Genomic DNA, 18,458 nt, shown 5'->3' with positions numbered 1-18,458 from the left:
TCGTGCCATATCGCAGCGGCGCAAGTGCAGCTGCTTTCCAGCAATCCGAACGATCTGACCTTTTAGGAAACTGTTTTCGTTTAGTGGCTTGACCTCACGAGCATCGCCATGGGCAACGGCATTACGAATGCCAGAAAAAAATCGAATGCTGTCATCTCTGGCAAATCTCGAACCGACCAAGGTGCGTCAGATATCCGCGCCGCTTGCAAGGCAATTCCGACTTCCCGTGCCTGATGATCTTGGGGGCGAGCACTATCGGCCTTTGTGCGCGCTCGCTGCACAACCCAGCAAACGATGGTGGCAAAGAGCGCATAAGACTCGGTTGCCTTGTAGTCTTCTTTGGTGCTTTTCAGCATTTCAGCAAGGCGTCGAACAGTTTCATACTCGGAAGCATGTTCTTCGATTTGTCCCATTAATTCGTTCCTCCCGCCATAGGCGCCCAAATCTGCTTCAGTGGCAGCTTGGCGCGTGTTTCGTCGGAAAGCTCGCCATAGGTGCGGAACAGTGCCTTCAGAAGGTCAGGCATTTGCCACAGGCGGAGCTTGAAGAAGTTGTTGTCGAGCTCCTTCTGAGCCACGGCATTCACGCCGCCAATGCTGACTAAAAGCCCCGTCTGTGCCTGCGAGTTCGAGACTGAACCGATCAGGCGCAACACCACGTCATGGTTGGCCGCACCGTCACCGGATTTCACCTGCACACAGATGCGATCCTCGCCAAGGCCGAGCGTGCCGCCTGCGGCCAGGATATCAACGCCGCCATCAGCACCAGGCGGGGAAACTTTGGTTGTGTAGCCCTCGACGCGCATGATTTCAGCAACCAGATCGGCGAGGGCATGGCCCGCAAACTCGGATTTGATCAGCGAGATGATCTGCTGGTTGGCAATGTCCTCAATATCGGTCTGATATTCGTCGGCCTCGGTCTCGTCATCCTCCGCCCCAATCACAGGCTGCGGCATCGGTGCCCGTCCCTGTTTACCCAGAAGCGAGCCGGGGTCAGTGCCTGTTTCGATGACAGCCTGCACGCGCTCAAGCGCCGAATTGCGCTTGATCTCGCAGATGGTCATGAAGGCCCCGAAGGAATGCCGCAGGTCTTGCTTGAACGTATCGCGTGGCAGTGACTCTTCTTTCCATTCCACGGCGCGGGCATGCTTGAAGTCGCTGTCCGCGTCGAACTGATAACCGCCCGTGACGATTCCGATGGCGACGCCGTTTGTGACCTTGCGCGGCATCACCACGAAGTCGCCGATCTCTATCTGGTTGACGAACTGGTTGAGCTGGGCGGCGAAGTTGCGCAGGCGGTTCTTGCCCTCGTCGGGCAGCACTTCCTGAAGATGGGCAAGAACCGCGTCGCGGCTGTCCAGCTTAGTCAGATCGCCGACTTCCAAAAAACCAGGGAGCAGCTTGCTCTGGTCGATGGCCGAAAGCTCCCGCTCTCCATGCGCGCCTGCCCTGACAATCCATAACCTGGTCATGGCTGCATCGCCTCCTCGATCTCATCAAGCTGCCGGTCGGTCTGCCCCTGCTTGCTCCAGGTCGCCACGTCGATCCGGCCTGTGACGGCGGCGGTGATTAGAGCTGAGCGGAATTCGCGGAGACGATCGATGGAGGTCGCGATTGGTGCAAGCACCTCTTTTACCGCGGCGGCGTTCACGGCGATCTGGTCTGCGATATGCACTTGTTCCTCGAATGGTGGCAAAATGATCCGGACTTGTCGGAAATGCTCCCAGTAAAGGCGTTGTCTGAAATCAGCGATTCCCTTGGACGCCCGCCGAAACTCCTCGATCCACATTGGCGTGCGCAGCAAGTGCTCAAAGTAGGGCGCGTGGATTTTTTCTGTTGGTCGAGCCACGACATAGGCAGGGCTGACCAACCCGTCAACTTTCGCAACGCCGAATGCGCCCTGCCAAGCCCGCATCATGTTGTAGACGAGATCTCCGACGCGGACCCGTTTGTAGGCGCTGCGATCCTGGATATACGTTACGATCCGGTGGCGATCTTCGTCGTCCAGTTCGCGATCCGATATACCCCAGTTGATCGAAACTGAAAGAACCGGCAAGTCTTCTCCGCCCATCTCGAATGACTCTTTAAATACTGTCGCGACTCGGCAAACGCGCCAATGTGAAGGCGCAAGTGGTAGTTGACCCAATCCGGTAATCGATCTCCCGGGGTGGTTCGCGCCGGTCGCTGTCTCAGTGGCAAACGCTTTTTGCTTCTTTCCCAACAACTCCACCAACCTTTTCTTCTTTTCGATCAGTTGGTCGATGCGGGCGATCTCGCGGTCGAGAAAATCCGCGATGGCTTTTTGGGTGGCGAGGTCGGGGAGCGGTATTCTTTCGGCTCTGAGCTTGTCTCGACCAAGCTCAATAAAGGTTGTGCCCTGCCCAGCTGCTTCAAGCTGGGGTTTACGAGATAATAGCGACCAGTATGCAAAATCCGTTCGAACCATGGAACGCGGCACCAAGCCACGACAGCCTTGATTGAAGCACATTGGTTGAGATGCGATCGCCATATGCCCGATAGGGGCACGAATCGAGAGAATGATCGTCCCCGCCGGAACCATTTGTGTTCCGCAACTGGAGAAACCCTCTTGAGTTATACTGCGTCCGCCACCCGCTATGTAGCGGATGCTTAATTTTCCAAGATCAGCAGGGCCGACCCAAGGAATATCTCCGTCCCAATATGCGGGCTCACCGGAAGCCGGGGTTGCACCATTGAAAACGTCGAACGCAGCACCAATCGGGACCTCAGTGAAACTCACGCCGCCACCTCCTTCAGGAGACCAGCGATCTCGGCTTCGAGCGCCTTCAGCTCTGCATCGATCTCTTCGAGCGGGCGGGGCGGCACATACCTATAGAAGTAGCGGTTGAAGTTAATCTCATAACCGACGCGCCCGACCAGCTTGTCACGGGCGTCTGTATAGCTCCGATCGACCCAGGCATCGGGCACGAAGGGCAGAACCTCGCGTTCCATGTAATCATGCCAGTCCTCCGTCAATGGAACCAGTTCGTGATCGCGCAGTTGCGGATCTGGAACAGGGTTACCGTCCTTGTCGAGTTCCGGCTCGGCATCCTCATCTCGCACCGACATGGCGGCAACGATTGCCTTCTTGAGCGGCGCTCCCAGCTTTATCTTCGCCATGGTGGCGATCTTTCTTAAACCCCTTTCTACGCCATTGGGCGAAGTGTCATTCTCGCCGCCAAGGACATCGGGCAGGAACTCAAGAAGCCGGTCCTGTTCGTCCTCATCGAGTCTTTGGAACGGCTTGCTGTCGCGCAGGGCCTCGATCCCCTCGTCTGTCACCTCGAACCGCTGGCGCAGCGGACGCTCGACGCGAATCTCGCGATAGCCAAAATCCTCGGTGTCGAAGATTTTCGAGACATCAGACTCGCCGCTATCGCCATTCAGGAATCCCGCATAAATGCGCACGATCTCGGCACGCGCCTCTTCCGGGATTTCGCGGCGCTTGCTGCCCAGGGATTTACGCATGGATTTCCAGAAGCGTTCGCCGCTCGCATCGATCAACTGCACCAAGCCGCGCCTGTTGGCGGGTTTGCGGTTGGTCAGCAGCCAGACATAGGTCTGAATGCCGGTATTGTAGAAGAGATCGGTGGGCAATGCGACGATGGCCTCGACCCAGTCATTTTCGAGCATCCAGCGGCGGATTTCGCTCTCGCCCGATCCCGCACCACCAGTGAAGAGGGGCGAGCCGTTCATGACAATACCGATGCGCGAGCCAATCTCGTCATCGCGCATCTTCGAGATCATGTGCTGCAAGAAGAGAAGCTGGCCGTCAGAGATGCGGGGCGTTCCCGCCCCGAAACGTCCGTCGAAGCCCATATTCTCCGCTTCGGACTTGATCGGTTCCTGATACTTCTTCCAGTCCACACCATAGGGCGGATTGGAAAGCATGTAGTGGAAGCGCTTACCTGCATGGGCATCCTGCGTGAGCGTATTGCCGAAGGCGATCTGCTCGGGGTCGTGACCTGTCACGAGCATATCCGACTTGCAGATGCCAAAGGACTCGCCGTTAAGCTCCTGACCGAAGAGCTCGACACGGATTGCGTCGTTGAAGTCTTTCAGCGCCTCTTCGGTCAGCGCGAGCATGCCGCCCGTCCCGCAGGCAGGGTCATAGACCTGGCGGATGATACCGCGCCCAGTGAGCTTTTCGTCATCATTCGCGATGAGAAGATCGACGATCAGGCGGATCACCTCGCGCGGCGTGAAATGTTCCCCGGCCGTTTCGTTCGAGATTTCCGAGAAGCGGCGGATCAGCTCTTCGAAAAGGTAGCCCATTTCGAGGTTCGAGACGGAATCCGGATGAAGGTCAATCTCGCAAAATCGTTCGAACACGTTCCAGAGGATGCCGCCGTCCTTCAGCCGTTTGAGCTGATCGGTGAAGAGGAACTTATCCAGGAAGATGTCACGGACGTTGCCCGAGAACTTCGTGATATAGTCCACGAGGTTGTCGTGAAGCTGGCGAGGGTCCTGACCGCGCAGCTTGTCGAACGTGAAGCGGGAGAGGTTGTAAACCTTCACATTGCCGCCGATCGCGCCGAACAGGATCATGTCGCGTGTTGCTTCGTCCACGCCGTCAGGAAGCGATTTCTCGGCTTCCAGGACTGCATCCTTTGACTCCGCCAGGATGCAGTCGAGGCGGCGAAGCACGACAAAGGGAAGGATGACCTTGCCATATTCGGATTGCTTGAAATCTCCGCGCAAGATCTCGGCGATTGTCCAGACGAAGCTGCCAAGGTTCTGAATGTCGGTAGCCATCTGTCTCGCCCCTCATTTTTCTTTCTAAGATCCGCCTGTTATTGGATTGGCGTATTTTTCCGACGGGTAATGCGGCTCGCTAGCCGATCCCGTAATGGCAAGGTTAAGTCGCTCGTCAAGATTGGTCAACGAAACCACGGCACTCACGCTGCCAGATGATCCAGCTCCAGACCGGGATAAGCGATCGCGTTCACCAACTCGACACGCTGCTCCAGCCTTGGGGCATGATCCCGTATCGGCCGGTCAGGTATTCGAAATTTTTTCACAATCCACCCGTCAGATTTCGATCACCTGTCTATAAGGTAGGTATGAAAGCTGATGTTACACTCGACCGCCTTCTTGATGCCCGTGATCGCCTCGCGGCACTGGTTGCTGATGAGCGCTACGAGTTCGTGCCGTTCTTCAAGAGGATCGAGAGTGAGATCGCAGCACTTCAGGATCAGAACGACATCGTCGCTCGGGCACGCGCCGTCGTGGCAGCCCGTAAAACAGCCGCCTAAATCGCGATGGCGCTCAACAATTCAAGCGTATACTCCAGACTTGCGCCGCCACCATATCGTTCTCTGTCCAATCGGTGCCCGAATACATCGCGCCTGATCCGGTCATCGATTCCTGCCGCCAACATCCGGTCTTCGAAACTGTGACGTAGCGAATACATGACATGCTGTTCCGTCTCCATCAGGCCGTTTTCGCGCAAAAATTTATTCACTGCCGCGCTCAAGGAGGATTTGCCTGCGTAGCGCGGAAAACCGTTGGGGCAGGCCCGCATCGCCTCCAGGCTAACTCCGGTGAGAGGTATCTTGCGCCGCGCATAAGCACTTTTTACCTCGCGACCATCCGGCTCAATTGAGATATGAGGCACATTGTCGCTCAACCGAATCCGATCAGCAGACAGATTAGCGATCTCGCTGGGCCTGGCACCAGTATTGATCATAACCAGCAGGATCGTGCGCGCCTCGATATTCAGCCCGTCCAACGCGCCGGGAGCCAGCAGTTTATCTCGAATCCAGTCATCAGAAAATGGCGGCCGGGGAATCTTGTCGCCTTCCTTGAACTTCAAACCGGTTACGGACAAATCTAGGTCAAGTCGCTTCTTTTCGTTCACGGTAGAAAAGATCCCACCCAAGTGAGTGAGCTGCTTATTCGCAGTGCTTGGCATGATTGCCCCGGTCTCGATCCGTTCCATCAAGCTATCGCGGAAATCCAAAAGATCATCACGGGTGATAGAACTCAGGGGTTTGTCGCCGATCACTTCGATCAAACTCCTGATCGCCAGTTTACGTGGATTCTTCCATTTGCGAAGCTGATCAGCATCCTTTCCGAAGGTCTTGTCCTTCGCCAGCCCCCAATAGGCTTCCAGGGCCTTGGATAGGGTGAACTCCGGCGCGTCCACCGTGCCGAGCAAGGCGCGCGCTTCCTGGACATCCGGCTTCTGTCTCTTGCCGCCGATCGCCTCGATCCGCTCCAGCAATTGTTCAATCGGTAGGTCAACCACCTTGTCTGCGCGCACGTATTTGAAGCCCCGCGCCGCTGCCAGTTCCCTGGCAGATTCGAACAGCGCCTCTGCGTCAGTGGTATCGCCGGCGAGCTTGGCCTCCCAGGCTGCAACCTGCTGTTGCCAGACAGCATCAGCCTTCGCGTTCGCAGCGCCCCTCGAATCAGTGTGAAGACTGATCCAGACTTGGGTCTTGGACTCTACAGAGGCGTAGCGCTTCGGCACAGAACGCACGAGATACAGGATGCCCTTCACGGAATTCTTGCGCGACATAATCGCCATCTGCCTGATCCTCAGCGCGTTCTGAATTGAGGTTACATTAGCAGATTCGTTAGCAAAAGCATTAGCAAAAATGCACGTCCAGCAACTAGACTGAGGCACATTTTCTTTATATTCAATGCGCTACGATCCAGAATGTGAGTTGAAATGGCGGAGCGAGAGGGATTCGAACCCTCGAGACGGTTCCCCGCCTACACACTTTCCAGGCGTGCGCCTTCGACCACTCGGCCACCGCTCCGTGACGGGTGGTCTAGCCTGCGTTGCGGCGCTGTGCAAGTCAGAGCTTTGCAATTCGCTTCTGCAATTCCGCCAGTTGCCTGCGGATCTCTTCCATGTCGCCGGACTCCTCGCCCTCGCCGGTTTTTTCGGAACCGCCGGACGTGCCATTCTCCCCCGCGCCGTCATCCGCCATCTCGCCCGGCTCGGGCCCGGAACTGCCCTGCCAGCCCCCCATCATCGCGCGCAGGAACATCTGCTGCTGACGCTGCATCGCCTCGAAACCGGGAACGGTGTTCAGGGGGCTGGGCATCGCTGTCATGTTCTCCATCAGCTTGGACTGGCTGTCCCGCAGGATCTCGAAACTCGCGGCCAGGAATTGCGGCACCACGGAATTCGTGCTCGAGGCATAGCTGCGGACAAGATCGGTCAGCACGTCGATGGGCAGGACATTCTCGCCCCGGCTCTCATGCTCGGCGATGATCTGCAAAAGATATTGCCGGGTCAGGTCATCTCCGGATTTCAGGTCGACGATCTTGACCTCGCGCCCGTCGCGGATGAAGGCGGCGATATCCTCGAGCGTGACGTAATCGCTGGTCTCGGTATTGTAGAGCCGTCTGCTGGCGTAACGCTTGATCAGCAGCGGGGCAGTTGTCGTGGCCATAGGGGCCCCTTCTCTTGATCCGTTTGCGCAATGATGGGTCCGCCGCTGCGAAAAGGCAAAGGAAAAGAGACAACATCGCCGTCAACATCTGTCGACCGGGCAGCAAAAAGGGGCGGAGAACCGCCCCTTTCCGAATACAAGCTGCGGGCGAAGATTACTTCGCGGCGCCAGCGGTGGCCTTCTTGACGGCGGCCTGCGTGTTGCGGGCAGCCTTCTGGGTTTCCGCGGCAGCGTCCTTGCCGGCCGACAGCATCAGGTCGACGGTGTCCATCTGCACCTTCTTGGCCACTTCGGCGAAAGAGGCCATGTGCTCGGCCGCGACCTCGGCCGAAGCCGAAGCGTAATCGGTGACGGCCTTGGCGTAATCGGCGGGCTCTTCCTTGGTGGCGGTCAGTTCACCCATGCGGGCGATGCTGTCCTTGGCCCACTGGGCCGAGATCTCGGTCGAACGCTCGGCGGCGCCGAGAGCGACCTTGGCCAGCTTTTCGTTCAGCGCCTGCTGCGATTTCACCGCTTCCTGGAAGGACGAGGTGTCGACCGGGAAATTCGCCAGGATGTCCTGGAAGGTCTTCGAGAAGTCAGGGGTCTTGGTTGCCATGTCATTTACTCCATTTCAGCGCGGCGGAGGGAGGGGAGAGGAGGAGGACCGTGTCGCCGCAATATCAAACTATCGTGGCAACAATATGAATGCTGCAGCGCGGCATTTCAAGTATTTTTTCTGCACCGCAGCAAAAAATTCACATTCGCAGATTCATTCCGCATAACGCGCTGAAATCGCACCCATATTCACACCCGCTTAATCGGCCCGCTCGTGAACATAGCGTCCCGGGGCCGGATCATGCCCCTCATCCGGCCTGCGGGCCTCGACCATCCTTCCCGCGCGTGCGGTCAGCCACTCGCCCCAGGAGGGCCACCAGCTTCCCCTGTTCAGGCTGGCTGATTCGCGCCAGTCCTCGGCGCCGTCGGCAAAGCCAGCCCCGCCGGTATAATGGCCGTATTTGTCCCGGCCCGGCGGGTTCACGATGCCGGCGACATGGCCGGATTCCGACAGGATGAATGTCTTGTCCCCCGATCCCATCTGCGCGACCCCGCGCCAGCAATCGCTCCAGGGGGCGATATGATCGCCTTCGCAGGCGACCGAGCAGAGCGGCACCCGCACATCGGCAAGCCGCAGCTTTTGGCCGAAAAGCTCGAACCCCTCCCCGGCAAAATCATTGGCCTGGCACAGCCCGCGCAGGTATTGCATCGCCATCTTGCCCGGCAGGTTGGTGCTGTCGCCGTTCCAGAACAGCAGGTCGAAGGCGGGCGGGGTCTCGCCCATCATGTAGCTGCGGATCGCCGGACCCCAGACCAGGTCATTGGCGCGCAGAAAGCTCATCGTGCGCGACATCAACGCGGCCTTCAGCAACCCGTGGCGCTTGATCTCGGCCTCGATCCCATCGACGAAATCATTCTGCAGGAAGGCCGTGAACTCGCCGTGGTTCGAGAAATCCGTCAGCGTGGTGAAAAAGGTCGCGCTGTTCACCCGGTCATCGCCGCGCTTGTTCAGAAGCGCCAGCGTCAGCGACAGCGTCGTGCCCGCGATGCAATAGCCCACCGCGTTCAGCTTGCGCTGATCGGTCAGGTCGCGTACCTTGTCCATCGCCTCCAGGTAGGCGGAGACATATTCCTCCATCCCGAACTCGGCATAGCTGGCATCGGGATTCTTCCAGCTGACCACGAACAGCGTATGACCCTGCCCGACCAGCCAGCGGATCAGGCTGTTCTGGGGCTTGAGATCGAGGATGTAGAACTTGTTGATCCAGGGCGGAAAGATCAGCAAGGGCGTCTCGTGCACCTTGTCGGTGGCCGGGTTGTACTGGATCAGCTCGTAAAGCGGCGTGCGATGCACCACCCTGCCCTCGGCGGTGCCGATATTCTCGCCCACGGTGAAGGCCTCGCGATCGGCCAGCGAGACGATCATCTCGCCGCCATGCTGCTCGACATCGCGCACCAGGTTCTCCAGCCCCTTCACCAGGCTTTCGCCCTCGGTTTCCAGCGCCCGTTCCAGCGCGTCCGGGTTGGTCGCCAGGAAATTCGTGGGCGACATCATGTCCACGAGCTGGTTGGTCAGCCAGTTCACCCGGCGGCGCGTCGTCTCGTCCGGCAATTCCAGCCCCTCCGCGGCGCTCTTCATCGCATCGGCATTGATCAGGTATTGCTTCCTGACGAAGCTGAAATAGGGATGGCTCTGCCAGAGCGGGTTCTTGAAGCGCTTGTCGGCCGGCGCCTCCTCCTCCTCCGGCACGGTCAGCTGCCCCTTGGCCAGCGAAACCTGCGCATTGGCGTAGTTCTTCAGCGTCTCGCCCCAGAAATTCACCTGCTGCTCGATGATCCGGCCGGGCTGCTCGGCCAGGGTCTTCACCCAGGCATTGGCGGCGGTCAGGTAAAGATCGGGCCCCGGCCCCTCGACGCCAGGATTGGGAGGCTGCCGCTCCGCAAGCGCCGCCATGAGCCGATGGCTCAGCACCTCTATCCGCTCGACATTCTCCGCCAGTTTCCGCGCGACAGGGCCGGTCGCCGCCGGGCCCGGAGCGCCATGTCCGCTTTCCGCGGCTCCCGCTTCCGGCCTGGGCGCCTCGCTGGCGCGCGTCGAGGCGGCAGCCGAAAGCCCGGTCTTCGCGCGACCCTGCCTGGCTGCGGGTTTCGCGGTGCCGGTCCGGGAACTGCTGCTGGCCGCATTCGGGGCGGCGGCGCTCTTGGCCTTGCGGGTGGGAGCGGGTTTCGCCGCAGCCTTCGGCGTGGATTTCGCGGCGGTCCTGGGTGCCGCTTTCGTCCCCGGCGCGGGCTTTCCGGATTTTGCCGCGACGCGGCGTTTCGAAGCCGCCGGGGGCTTCTCTTTCGCCTCGGGTTTCGCTGGCTCCGGCTTTACGGAAGTTACCCGATCCGTAGCATTCGAATTACTCTTGTTGCTTGCGCGCCTTGCCATGACCCGGATTCCCCCCTAATACAGTTGCAATGATATGCGCAGAGTTGGCACAGCGTAAAGCTGGGTTTTGGTTTTTCGAACCGCAACTTAGCAGCCTGTTCCGATTGCCGCGATGCAGCAAGGATTGGCCGTTATGGCGATGAAGGGTATCAAGGGAATCGTTTCCTACGACGCGATGGAAACGATTCGGAACACCAATGAATGGCTCGGTGCGACGGCGCGCGCTTTCGCCTCCAACCCGATATTCGCCCTCAACCCGCATCCGGGTTTCCGGCTGATGAGTGCCTGGGGCCATGTCACCGAACGCAGTTTTGCCCGCATGGTCGTCAAGCCCGATTGGGAAATCCCGCCCATCTCCGGCGAAGATGGCGAAGACCATATCGTCTATGTGGAACCGGAACTGGAACGCCCCTTCGGCGACCTGATCCATTTCCGCGTCGCCCGCCGCGAGCCAAAACCCCGCAAGGTGCTGCTGGTCGCGCCGATGTCCGGCCATTACGCGACCCTGCTGCGCTCGACCGTGACCTCGCTGCTGCCCGATTGCGAGGTTTACGTGACCGACTGGCACAATGCCCGCGACATCCCGGTGAGCGAGGGCAAGTTCGACATCGAGGATTACACCAATTACCTGGTCGATTTCATCCGTCATCTCGGCCCGGATACCAATGTCATCGCCATCTGCCAGCCCGCGCCCCTGGCGCTCGCCGCGACTGCCATCCTCGCCGAAGAAGAGCCAAAGGCCCAGCCCCGCAGCCTGACCCTGATCGGCGGTCCGGTCGATCCCGACGCCGCCGCGACCGATGTCACCGATTTCGGCAACCGCATGACCATGGGGGAACTGGAACATCTGGCGATCCAGTCCGTCGGCTTCAAATATCGCGGCGCGGGCCGCATGGTCTATCCGGGGCTCGCGCAGCTTGCCTCCTTCATCGCCATGAATGCCGAGACCCATGCCGGCGCCTTCGTCAACAAGATCTTCAACGAGGCGCGCGGCACCGCGAGCGAGGGCGACAAGCATAACCGCTTCTATGACGAATATCTCGCCGTCATGGACATGACCGCGGAATTCTATCTCTCCACGGTCGAGCGCATCTTCAAGAAGCTCGAAATCGCCCGGAACAGCTTTGTCGTGAACGGAAAGCCGGTCGATATCGGCAAGATCACCGATGTCGCGATCATGACGGTCGAGGGGGCGAATGACGATATCTCCGCCCCCGGCCAATGCGTCGCCGCGCTGGATCTGTGCACCGGCGTTCCCGAGGCGAAGAAGGTCCAGCACCTGGAGGAGGGTGCCGGGCATTACGGCATCTTCGCCGGAAAATCATGGCGGCTGAACATTCGCCCGCTGGTGCTCGATTTCATCGACGAGCATTCGACCATGCCGGCAGAGACCCGCCGAAAGCGCCGCCGCGACCGGAACGCCAGGGCATCGGATTGCGGCATCCAGGATCCGGTCGGCGACAACCGCAAGATCGCGGTCTGATCCCCCTCGGTGCATCGGGCATTCTATTGCGTTCCGCGACAGCCGGGGGGGTTCACATCCCCGTCGCCGGCTGGTTCTCGAACCAGCGGCGCACCCGCAGCCGACCCTCCGTGGGATATTTGCCTGAAGAGAGAGCGGGTTCGAGTTATCCGGCCTGGACCGGATTCCGTCGATGAGGATTTATTCCATGGTGGAATCAATTATCCGCGTATTCACAAGATTATGCGCGAAATGGAATTAACCTCGGAGCATTGCCGCACGAAATCCCGTCGAACCCGCGCGAACTGTCTACGCTCTGTGTACAGGTTCTGAACGGGCGGTGCGGCCAGAACTCCAGCATTTCCCGGTCTGATCACCCGCGCCGTTGCGCCCTGTGGACATGCGCGGCATAGGCTGCCGTTGCGGGCGTCTATCGCAACAGCCCGGTCACCGCATCCTCGATCAATCCCAGGCAATCGGGCGATGAGAAACGGTGATCCGCGCCCTTGACCAGGGTCAGGCGAATATCCTCTCCTTGCGCGTGATCCAGCAGGGCCAGCGCCCAATCGACCGGCACATCCTCATCCGCCGTCCCCTGCAGGAGCCGGGTCGGGAAGGGCAGGACAAGCGACTGGTTCATGACCAGGTGATCGCGGCCATCCTCGATGAGTTTCCGGGTGATGACATAGGGTGCGTCATCGTATTCACTGGGAATTTCGATCCTCCCGTCGCGCATCACCACCTCTCGTTGCGCCGCATCGAACCCGGCCCAGAACCCCTGCTCGCTGAAATCCGGTGCCGCCGCGATGGTCACCAGCCCCGCCACCCGCTGCGGCATCGTGCGGGCCAGCAGCAGCGCGATCCACCCCCCCATGCTGGAGCCGACCAGGATCTGCGGCCCCTCGGTCAGGCTGGTCAGCGCGGCAGCGGCATCCGCGAACCACTCGCCGATGCAGCCTTCCTCGAAGGCGCCGCTGCTGTCGCCATGGCCGGAATAGTCGAAACGCAGGAATCCCCGCCCCTGCCCGCGCGCCCAATGCTCCAGATGCATGGCCTTGGTGCCGGACATGTCGGATTTGAACCCACCCAGGAAAACGACCCCCGGCCCCTTTCCCTTCAACAGGTTATAGGCAATCCGCCGGCCCTGCGGCGTATCGAGAAAATCAGTCATCGGACATTCCCCATCAATTCACCCTATCTTGACAGTTTTCGCGCAGAGGTCCATGGGACAGCCTCGACATACCCGCAGCCGGGCGTTCCGTGGGCGCCAAACCGACGAGGAGGACGACATGTCCCAGATCTCCCTTTCCTTTCCCGACGGCAATTCGCGCGACTACCCCGCCGGCATCACCGCCGCCGAGGTCGCCGAAAGCATCGCGCCCAGCCTTGCCAAGCGGGCGATCTCGGCCAATCTGGACGGCCGCCATATCGACCTGGCATGGCCGATCACCGAATCCGGCGCGATCACCATCAACACGATGAAGGACGAGGCGCAGGCGCTGGAACTGATCCGCCATGATTTCGCCCATGTCATGGCCCGCGCGGTGCAGGAGATCTGGCCCGACGTCAAGGTCACCATCGGCCCGGTGCGCGACCATGGCTGGTTCTATGATTTCGACCGGAAAGAGCCTTTCACCCCCGAGGATCTTGGCCGGATCGAGGCGAAGATGAAGGAGATCATCGCCGCCCGCGACCCCGTCCGCACCGAGGTCTGGGACCGCGACCGCGCCATCGCCCACTACAAGGCGCAGAACGAGCCCTTCAAGCTGGAACTGATCGACCGCATCCCCGAGGGCGAGGATCTGCGGATGTATTGGCATGGGGATTGGCAGGATCTCTGCCGTGGTCCGCATCTGCAAAATACCGGGCAACTGCCCGCCGACGCCTTCCGGCTGACCCATGTCGCGGGCGCCTATTGGCTGGGCGACGCCTCTCGCCCGATGCTGCAGCGCATCTATGGCGTGGCGTTCCGCAACAAGGCCGATCTGAAAGCGCATCTGACCATGCTGGAAGAGGCCGCCAAGCGCGACCACCGCAAGCTGGGCCGCGAGATGGAGCTGTTCCATTTCCAGGAGGAAGCGCCCGGCATGGTCTTCTGGCACCCGAATGGCTGGACGATCTATCGCGAGCTCGAGGCCTATATGCGCCGCCGCCTGACCCGCGCGGACTACAAGGAAATCAAGACCCCGCAGGTGGTTGACCGTATCCTGTGGGAAAAATCCGGCCATTGGGAAGCCTACCGCGAGAACATGTTCATCGTCGAGGTGGACGAGGAAGGCGCGAAGGAAAAGCGCACCAACGCGCTGAAGCCGATGAACTGCCCCTGTCATGTGCAGGTCTATAACCAGGGCCTGAAATCCTATCGCGACCTGCCCCTGCGGCTGGCCGAGTTCGGATCCTGCCACCGCTATGAAAGCTCGGGCTCGATGCACGGGCTGATGCGGGTGCGCGGCTTCGTGCAGGACGATGCGCATATCTTCTGCACCGAAGACCAGATCGAGGCCGAATGCGCCAGTTTCCTTGACCTGCTCGGCTCGGTCTATGCCGATCTTGGTTTCGAGAAATTCGACATCAAGCTGTCCACCCGCCCCGAAACCCGCGTCGCTCGGACGAAATTTGGGACAAGGCGGAATCGGCGCTTGAAGCGGCGATCCTCAAGGTCCGCAACGATTTCGAGATCGATCCCGGCGAGGGCGCCTTCTACGGCCCCAAGCTGGATTTCAAGCTGACCGACGCCATCGGCCGCGAATGGCAATGCGGCACCTTCCAGGTCGATTTCAACCTGCCCGTGCGGCTGGATGCGGAATATATCGGCGAGGACGGGGCCAAGCATCGCCCGGTCATGTTGCACCGCGCCATCCTTGGCAGTTTCGAGCGTTTCATCGGTATCCTGATCGAGAACTATTCCGGCAAGCTGCCGCTCTGGCTGGCGCCGCGCCAGGTCGTCGTGGCCTCGATCGTCTCGGATGCCGATGATTACGTGCGGCAGGTCGTGGACGCCCTGCGCGCCGCCGGTCTGCGGGCCGAAGCCGATACGCGGAACGAAAAGATCAATTACAAGGTCCGCGAACATTCCGTCGGAAAGGTGCCCGCCATCCTTGCCATCGGCATGAAAGAGGTAGAAGCTGGGACCGTGTCGCTGCGCCGGCTGGACAGCCAGGGCAGCCGCACATTGTCTTTGGAAGAGGTCGTGGCAGAGCTGTCTGCCGAGGCAACTCCCCCCGATCTTCGTTGAATCCGGGGGATAATCCGACAGCATCGGTGGAATATCGCGATCAATAATCCGCCGATGACAACAAAACTTCACGTTGCTGTCGCTGGAAGCGTCGCTTTCCGGCTTGTCTTTTTTAATGATTCGTTCATGCTGACATCCGCGTGAGCGACAGACTTTCTACCGCCTCCCGATCATGGGCAGCCGGCAAGACGAAAGCGGGGCTGCACGGCCCGGGGCAATCTCGCCTCGGGATAATGCGAAGGAGATACGGTTATGGCGACCGGAACGGTAAAATGGTTCAACGCCACCAAGGGCTTTGGCTTCATTGCCCCGGATGATGGAGGCAAGGATGTGTTCGTGCATATCTCGGCGGTCGAGCGCGCCGGGCTGACCGGATTGCAGGACAATCAGAAAGTCGAATACGAATTGCAATCGGGCCGCGATGGCCGCGCCTCGGCTGGTGATCTGAGACTGCTCTGAGCCTGTCTTGACAGAATTTCGAAACGGCCCGTTCGCGCGGGCCGTTTTCAATTCAAGACGGGATTCCGGCCATTCCCGCAGGTGATGCGGCCGAATGCGGTTCCCCATTCGCGGCGATTTCTTTATTCAGGCGCTGAAAACATCGTCGGAGAACCACCATGAACCTGGCCGAGCATGTGCTGCACGCCGGCGCCTCGCATCCCGACAAGCTGGCGCTGTCCGTGATCGGGACATCGCGGGCGGAACGCTGGTCCTATGCCCGGCTGATCTCTGCCGTGCGCGGCACCGCGACCGGGTTGCTACGGGCGGGATTGCAGCCCGGCGACCGGCTGCTGATGCGGTTGGGAAACACGGCGGCCTTTCCGGTCGCCTATCTGGGCGCCATCGCGGCGGGCATCGTGCCGATCCCGACCTCGGCCATGCTGACCCGGCGCGAGATCACGAAACTCGCCGCCGAAACCGGACCCGCCATGATCGTCGCGGGCGAGGGGATCGCCCTGCCCGACCACCCGGCCCCGATCCTGCCCGAGGCCGGGCTGGCCGATTACATGAACCTCCCCCCTGCGGATTACGCACAGGGCCAACCCGGGCGGCTGGCCTATATCATCTATACATCGGGCAGTTCCGGTCAGCCCCGCGCGGTCATGCATGCCCATCGTGCCATCCTTGCCCGGCGGATGATGTTCGACGGCTGGTATGGGCTGCGCGAAAGCGATCGCGTCATGCATGCCGGTGCGTTCAACTGGACCTTCACCCTCGGCACCGGCCTGATGGATCCATGGACCATGGGCGCAACCGCGCTGATCCCCGCCGATGGCATCGCGCTGGAGCAGCTTCCGCTCCTGGCCTCGCGTCACGGCGCCACCATGCTTGCCGGTGCGCCGGGGGTTTTCCGCCGTATCCTGCGCGCCGAATGGCAGCCCATCGCCAATCTGCGCCACGGCCTTGTGGCGGGAGAGCGCCTGGACCCCGGCCTGCGCGCCGACTGGACCGCCCGCACCGGCACCGACTTGCACGAGGCGATGGGCGCGTCGGAAATCTCGACTTTCATCTCGGGCAGTCCCGAGCGTCCCGCGCCCGCGGGCACCGCGGGCTATCCGCAACCCGGACGCCATGTCGCGATCCTCGGGGATGACGGGCAGCCGCAACCGGCTGGCACGCCGGGGGCACTGGCCGTGCGCCGCGACGATCCGGGGCTGTTCCTGGGCTACCTGGGCCAGCCCGAAGAGACCGCCGCCCGCCATCGCGGCGACTGGTTCCTGACCGGGGACCAGGCGCAAGAGGATGAAAGCGGCGCCATCACCCTGCTTGGCCGCGCCGATGACATCATGAATGCCGGAGCTTCCGCGTCGCCCCGCCCGAGATCGAAGAGGTTCTGTCCGGCTTTCCCGGTGCGGGCGATGTCGCGGTGGCAGAGCTTTCGGTCGGCCCCGGCAGCAGCATCATCGCCGCCTTCTGGACCGGTCCCGCCGATGCAGCCGATCTGCGCGGATTCGCGGAATCCAATCTCGCACGCTATAAGCAGCCCCGCGAATATATCCGGCTCGATGCCCTGCCCCGCACGGCCACCGGCAAGATCAACCGCCGCGCATTGCGCGCCGCCCATAGCAAGGACCCGGCATGATCCGCCTCGACATCTTCTCGGACCCGGTCTGCCCCTGGTGCCTGATCGGCAAGCTTGAACTGGACCGCGCGCTGGAAAGCCGTCCCGATCATCCTTTCGAGATCGTCTGGCACCCCTTTCGCCTGAATCCGCAGATGCCTCCCGGGGGCATGGACCGGCTCGCATATCTCAAGGCCAAACCGGGTGCCGCCGACGCCGCCAAGGCGGTCGCCGAGCGTGCCGCGAAAATGGGGCTGGAACTGCAATTGCCTGCGCGTCAACCCGACACGACCGATGCCCATCGCCTGATGCATTGGGCGGGGCTGGAGGGTGCCCAGAGCCGGGTGATGTCGGGCCTTCTGCGCGCCTATTGGCAGGAGGCGCGCGATATCGGCGACAAGGCCGAACTGGCCAGCATCGCCAAGGCCGCAGGCATGGACGAGGCCGTGACCGCCCGGCTCCTGGCAGGGGATGCCGACCGCGACGAGGTGATCGGGCGCGAAATGCATGCCCGCGAGCGCGGCATCAACGCGGTGCCCAGCTTCATCGTGGCCGACACCCATGCCGTCAGCGGCGCCCAGCCCGCCGAGCTATGGCAGAAGGTCATCGACGAACTGACGGCTTCGGGCGGCAACACCACCTTGCACTAGGTGCATCCCTGCATCGCCCCGCCACTGGCGAGCAAATCACCGCTTGATGCTTCCGGCGGGTCATGCTGATCTGCGCCGATGAAAAATCAGCGCCTTCTCTCCTATCTGGCCGTTCCCGCCATTCTCGCCGTCACCGGGCTGTGGCTCTGGTGGCGCGGGCGCGTGCTGATCTGCAAATGCGGCACGCTCCGGCTCTGGCATGGTGAGGTGGTGAGTTCCGAGAATTCCCAGCACCTGCTGGACTGGTATAGCCCAAGCCATCTTATCCATGGCTTCCTCTTCTTCGCCTTGATCGCGCTGTTCTGCCGCCTCTTCCGGCTGAAGATGCGCTTCCTTCCGGCACTCACCATCGCCACATTGGTCGAGGCCGCGTGGGAACTGGTCGAGAACAGCGACAGCGTCATCGAGCGTTACCGCGCCGTGACGATCTCTCTCGACTATTACGGCGATTCCGTCGTGAACTCGATTTCGGATATCGCGATGATGATCCTCGGTTTTGCCCTGGCGTCACGTTTCCCGGTCTGGCTGTCGGTCCTGCTGGTGATCGCCCTGGAGGTCGTGACGATGCTGGTGATCCGGGACGGATTGCTGCTGAATATCGTGATGCTGCTCAACCCGCTCGACGCGATCCGCGAGTGGCAAGCAGCGCGCTGAG

General features: G+C 60.9%; 15 protein-coding genes, 1 tRNA gene and 2 pseudogenes. 8 read left to right on the top strand and 10 right to left on the bottom strand.

Annotated features, from left to right (window positions below; all coding sequences use genetic code 11):
* Positions 1-80 precede the first annotated feature (80 nt).
* From A7A09_RS13795 to A7A09_RS13780, 4 genes are read right to left on the bottom strand one after another with little or no spacing between them, the layout of a single operon-like run.
* On the bottom strand, positions 81-413 hold the full coding sequence (locus A7A09_RS13795) for a hypothetical protein (protein ID WP_106691938.1): 333 nt from the start codon (positions 411-413) through the stop codon (positions 81-83).
* Positions 413-1,471 carry a restriction endonuclease gene (locus tag A7A09_RS13790; RefSeq protein WP_106691937.1) on the bottom strand — a complete coding sequence of 353 codons (1,059 nt, stop codon included), beginning with the start codon at positions 1,469-1,471 and terminating at the stop codon, positions 413-415. The genes A7A09_RS13795 and A7A09_RS13790 overlap by 1 nt, the downstream gene beginning before the upstream one ends.
* Positions 1,468-2,757: a restriction endonuclease subunit S gene (locus A7A09_RS13785; RefSeq protein WP_106691936.1), complete on the bottom strand. Its 1,290-nt coding sequence runs from the start codon at positions 2,755-2,757 to the stop codon at positions 1,468-1,470. Before A7A09_RS13785 ends, A7A09_RS13790 begins: the two co-directional genes overlap by 4 nt.
* Positions 2,754-4,772 carry a type I restriction-modification system subunit M gene (locus A7A09_RS13780; protein WP_106691935.1) on the bottom strand — a complete coding sequence of 673 codons (2,019 nt, stop codon included), beginning with the start codon at positions 4,770-4,772 and terminating at the stop codon, positions 2,754-2,756. Before A7A09_RS13780 ends, A7A09_RS13785 begins: the two co-directional genes overlap by 4 nt.
* A 155-nt stretch (positions 4,773-4,927) precedes the next feature.
* Here A7A09_RS13780 and A7A09_RS20820 point away from each other — a divergent pair, with 155 nt between their 5' ends.
* The gene (locus A7A09_RS20820; protein WP_170167111.1) at positions 4,928-5,272 is read left to right on the top strand and encodes a hypothetical protein; all 345 of its coding nucleotides are present in this window, start codon (positions 4,928-4,930) and stop codon (positions 5,270-5,272) included.
* Here A7A09_RS20820 and A7A09_RS13770 read toward each other — a convergent pair.
* From A7A09_RS13770 to phaC, 5 genes are all read right to left on the bottom strand, one after another.
* Positions 5,269-6,549: a tyrosine-type recombinase/integrase gene (locus A7A09_RS13770; protein ID WP_106691933.1), complete on the bottom strand. Its 1,281-nt coding sequence runs from the start codon at positions 6,547-6,549 to the stop codon at positions 5,269-5,271. The two genes, A7A09_RS20820 and A7A09_RS13770, sit on opposite strands and share 4 nt — an antisense overlap.
* Positions 6,550-6,694: 145 nt before the next feature.
* A tRNA-Ser gene (locus A7A09_RS13765) sits at positions 6,695-6,784 on the bottom strand.
* A gap of 39 nt (positions 6,785-6,823) precedes the next feature.
* Positions 6,824-7,426, bottom strand: a complete 603-nt coding sequence (phaR, locus tag A7A09_RS13760; protein WP_106691932.1) for a polyhydroxyalkanoate synthesis repressor PhaR — start codon at positions 7,424-7,426, stop codon at positions 6,824-6,826.
* Between the two features lie 154 nt (positions 7,427-7,580).
* Complete coding sequence (locus A7A09_RS13755; RefSeq protein WP_106691931.1) at positions 7,581-8,024, bottom strand: phasin family protein; 444 nt, start codon at positions 8,022-8,024, stop codon at positions 7,581-7,583.
* 198 nt (positions 8,025-8,222) lie between these two features.
* Positions 8,223-9,917 carry a class I poly(R)-hydroxyalkanoic acid synthase gene (gene phaC / locus A7A09_RS13750; RefSeq protein ID WP_245999353.1) on the bottom strand — a complete coding sequence of 565 codons (1,695 nt, stop codon included), beginning with the start codon at positions 9,915-9,917 and terminating at the stop codon, positions 8,223-8,225.
* On the opposite strand from phaC, the gene A7A09_RS21575 reads away from it, so the two are divergent.
* Positions 9,916-10,413: a hypothetical protein gene (locus A7A09_RS21575; RefSeq protein ID WP_245999352.1), complete on the top strand. Its 498-nt coding sequence runs from the start codon at positions 9,916-9,918 to the stop codon at positions 10,411-10,413. The two genes, phaC and A7A09_RS21575, sit on opposite strands and share 2 nt — an antisense overlap.
* A gap of 114 nt (positions 10,414-10,527) precedes the next feature.
* The gene (gene phaZ / locus A7A09_RS13745; RefSeq protein WP_436277800.1) at positions 10,528-11,877 is read left to right on the top strand and encodes a polyhydroxyalkanoate depolymerase; all 1,350 of its coding nucleotides are present in this window, start codon (positions 10,528-10,530) and stop codon (positions 11,875-11,877) included.
* 409 nt (positions 11,878-12,286) lie between these two features.
* Here phaZ and A7A09_RS13740 read toward each other — a convergent pair whose 3' ends face one another.
* Positions 12,287-13,027, bottom strand: coding sequence for an alpha/beta hydrolase (locus A7A09_RS13740; protein ID WP_106691929.1), 741 nt, complete (start codon positions 13,025-13,027; stop codon positions 12,287-12,289).
* Between the two features lie 118 nt (positions 13,028-13,145).
* Between A7A09_RS13740 and thrS the strand changes: the two are divergent.
* From thrS to A7A09_RS13715, 5 genes and pseudogenes are all read left to right on the top strand, one after another.
* A pseudogene (gene thrS / locus A7A09_RS13735) lies at positions 13,146-15,091 on the top strand (threonine--tRNA ligase).
* Positions 15,092-15,343: 252 nt separating this feature from the next.
* Positions 15,344-15,550: a cold-shock protein gene (locus A7A09_RS13730; protein ID WP_106691928.1), complete on the top strand. Its 207-nt coding sequence runs from the start codon at positions 15,344-15,346 to the stop codon at positions 15,548-15,550.
* A gap of 158 nt (positions 15,551-15,708) precedes the next feature.
* Positions 15,709-17,174: pseudogene (locus tag A7A09_RS13725) on the top strand (class I adenylate-forming enzyme family protein).
* Positions 17,171-17,803: a DsbA family oxidoreductase gene (locus A7A09_RS13720; RefSeq protein ID WP_106691927.1), complete on the top strand. Its 633-nt coding sequence runs from the start codon at positions 17,171-17,173 to the stop codon at positions 17,801-17,803. Before A7A09_RS13725 ends, A7A09_RS13720 begins: the two are co-directional and overlap by 4 nt.
* A 78-nt stretch (positions 17,804-17,881) precedes the next feature.
* A complete protein-coding gene (locus A7A09_RS13715; protein ID WP_106691926.1) occupies positions 17,882-18,457 on the top strand; it encodes a DUF2585 family protein in 576 nt (191 codons plus the stop codon).
* Position 18,458 lies beyond the last annotated feature (1 nt).

This window comes from Paracoccus methylarcula, assembly GCF_003007735.2.
Taxonomy (GTDB): domain Bacteria; phylum Pseudomonadota; class Alphaproteobacteria; order Rhodobacterales; family Rhodobacteraceae; genus Paracoccus; species Paracoccus methylarcula.
This window is presented reverse-complemented; position numbering and strand designations above follow the sequence as displayed.

Coding starts and splice junctions, on each gene's coding strand:
- A7A09_RS20820 (WP_170167111.1), top strand. CDS start 4,928: ATGATCCAGCTCCAGACCGGGATAAGCGATCGCGTTCACCAACTCGAC.
- A7A09_RS13730 (WP_106691928.1), top strand. CDS start 15,344: ATGGCGACCGGAACGGTAAAATGGTTCAACGCCACCAAGGGCTTTGGC.
- phaC (WP_245999353.1), bottom strand. CDS start 9,917: ATGGCGGCGCTTGCGGAGCGGCAGCCTCCCAATCCTGGCGTCGAGGGG.
- A7A09_RS13720 (WP_106691927.1), top strand. CDS start 17,171: ATGATCCGCCTCGACATCTTCTCGGACCCGGTCTGCCCCTGGTGCCTG.
- A7A09_RS13755 (WP_106691931.1), bottom strand. CDS start 8,024: ATGGCAACCAAGACCCCTGACTTCTCGAAGACCTTCCAGGACATCCTG.
- A7A09_RS13790 (WP_106691937.1), bottom strand. CDS start 1,471: ATGACCAGGTTATGGATTGTCAGGGCAGGCGCGCATGGAGAGCGGGAG.
- A7A09_RS13715 (WP_106691926.1), top strand. CDS start 17,882: ATGAAAAATCAGCGCCTTCTCTCCTATCTGGCCGTTCCCGCCATTCTC.
- A7A09_RS13770 (WP_106691933.1), bottom strand. CDS start 6,549: ATGGCGATTATGTCGCGCAAGAATTCCGTGAAGGGCATCCTGTATCTC.
- A7A09_RS13740 (WP_106691929.1), bottom strand. CDS start 13,027: ATGACTGATTTTCTCGATACGCCGCAGGGCCGGCGGATTGCCTATAAC.
- A7A09_RS21575 (WP_245999352.1), top strand. CDS start 9,916: ATGAGCCGATGGCTCAGCACCTCTATCCGCTCGACATTCTCCGCCAGT.
- A7A09_RS13780 (WP_106691935.1), bottom strand. CDS start 4,772: ATGGCTACCGACATTCAGAACCTTGGCAGCTTCGTCTGGACAATCGCC.
- A7A09_RS13795 (WP_106691938.1), bottom strand. CDS start 413: ATGGGACAAATCGAAGAACATGCTTCCGAGTATGAAACTGTTCGACGC.
- phaZ (WP_436277800.1), top strand. CDS start 10,528: ATGGCGATGAAGGGTATCAAGGGAATCGTTTCCTACGACGCGATGGAA.
- phaR (WP_106691932.1), bottom strand. CDS start 7,426: ATGGCCACGACAACTGCCCCGCTGCTGATCAAGCGTTACGCCAGCAGA.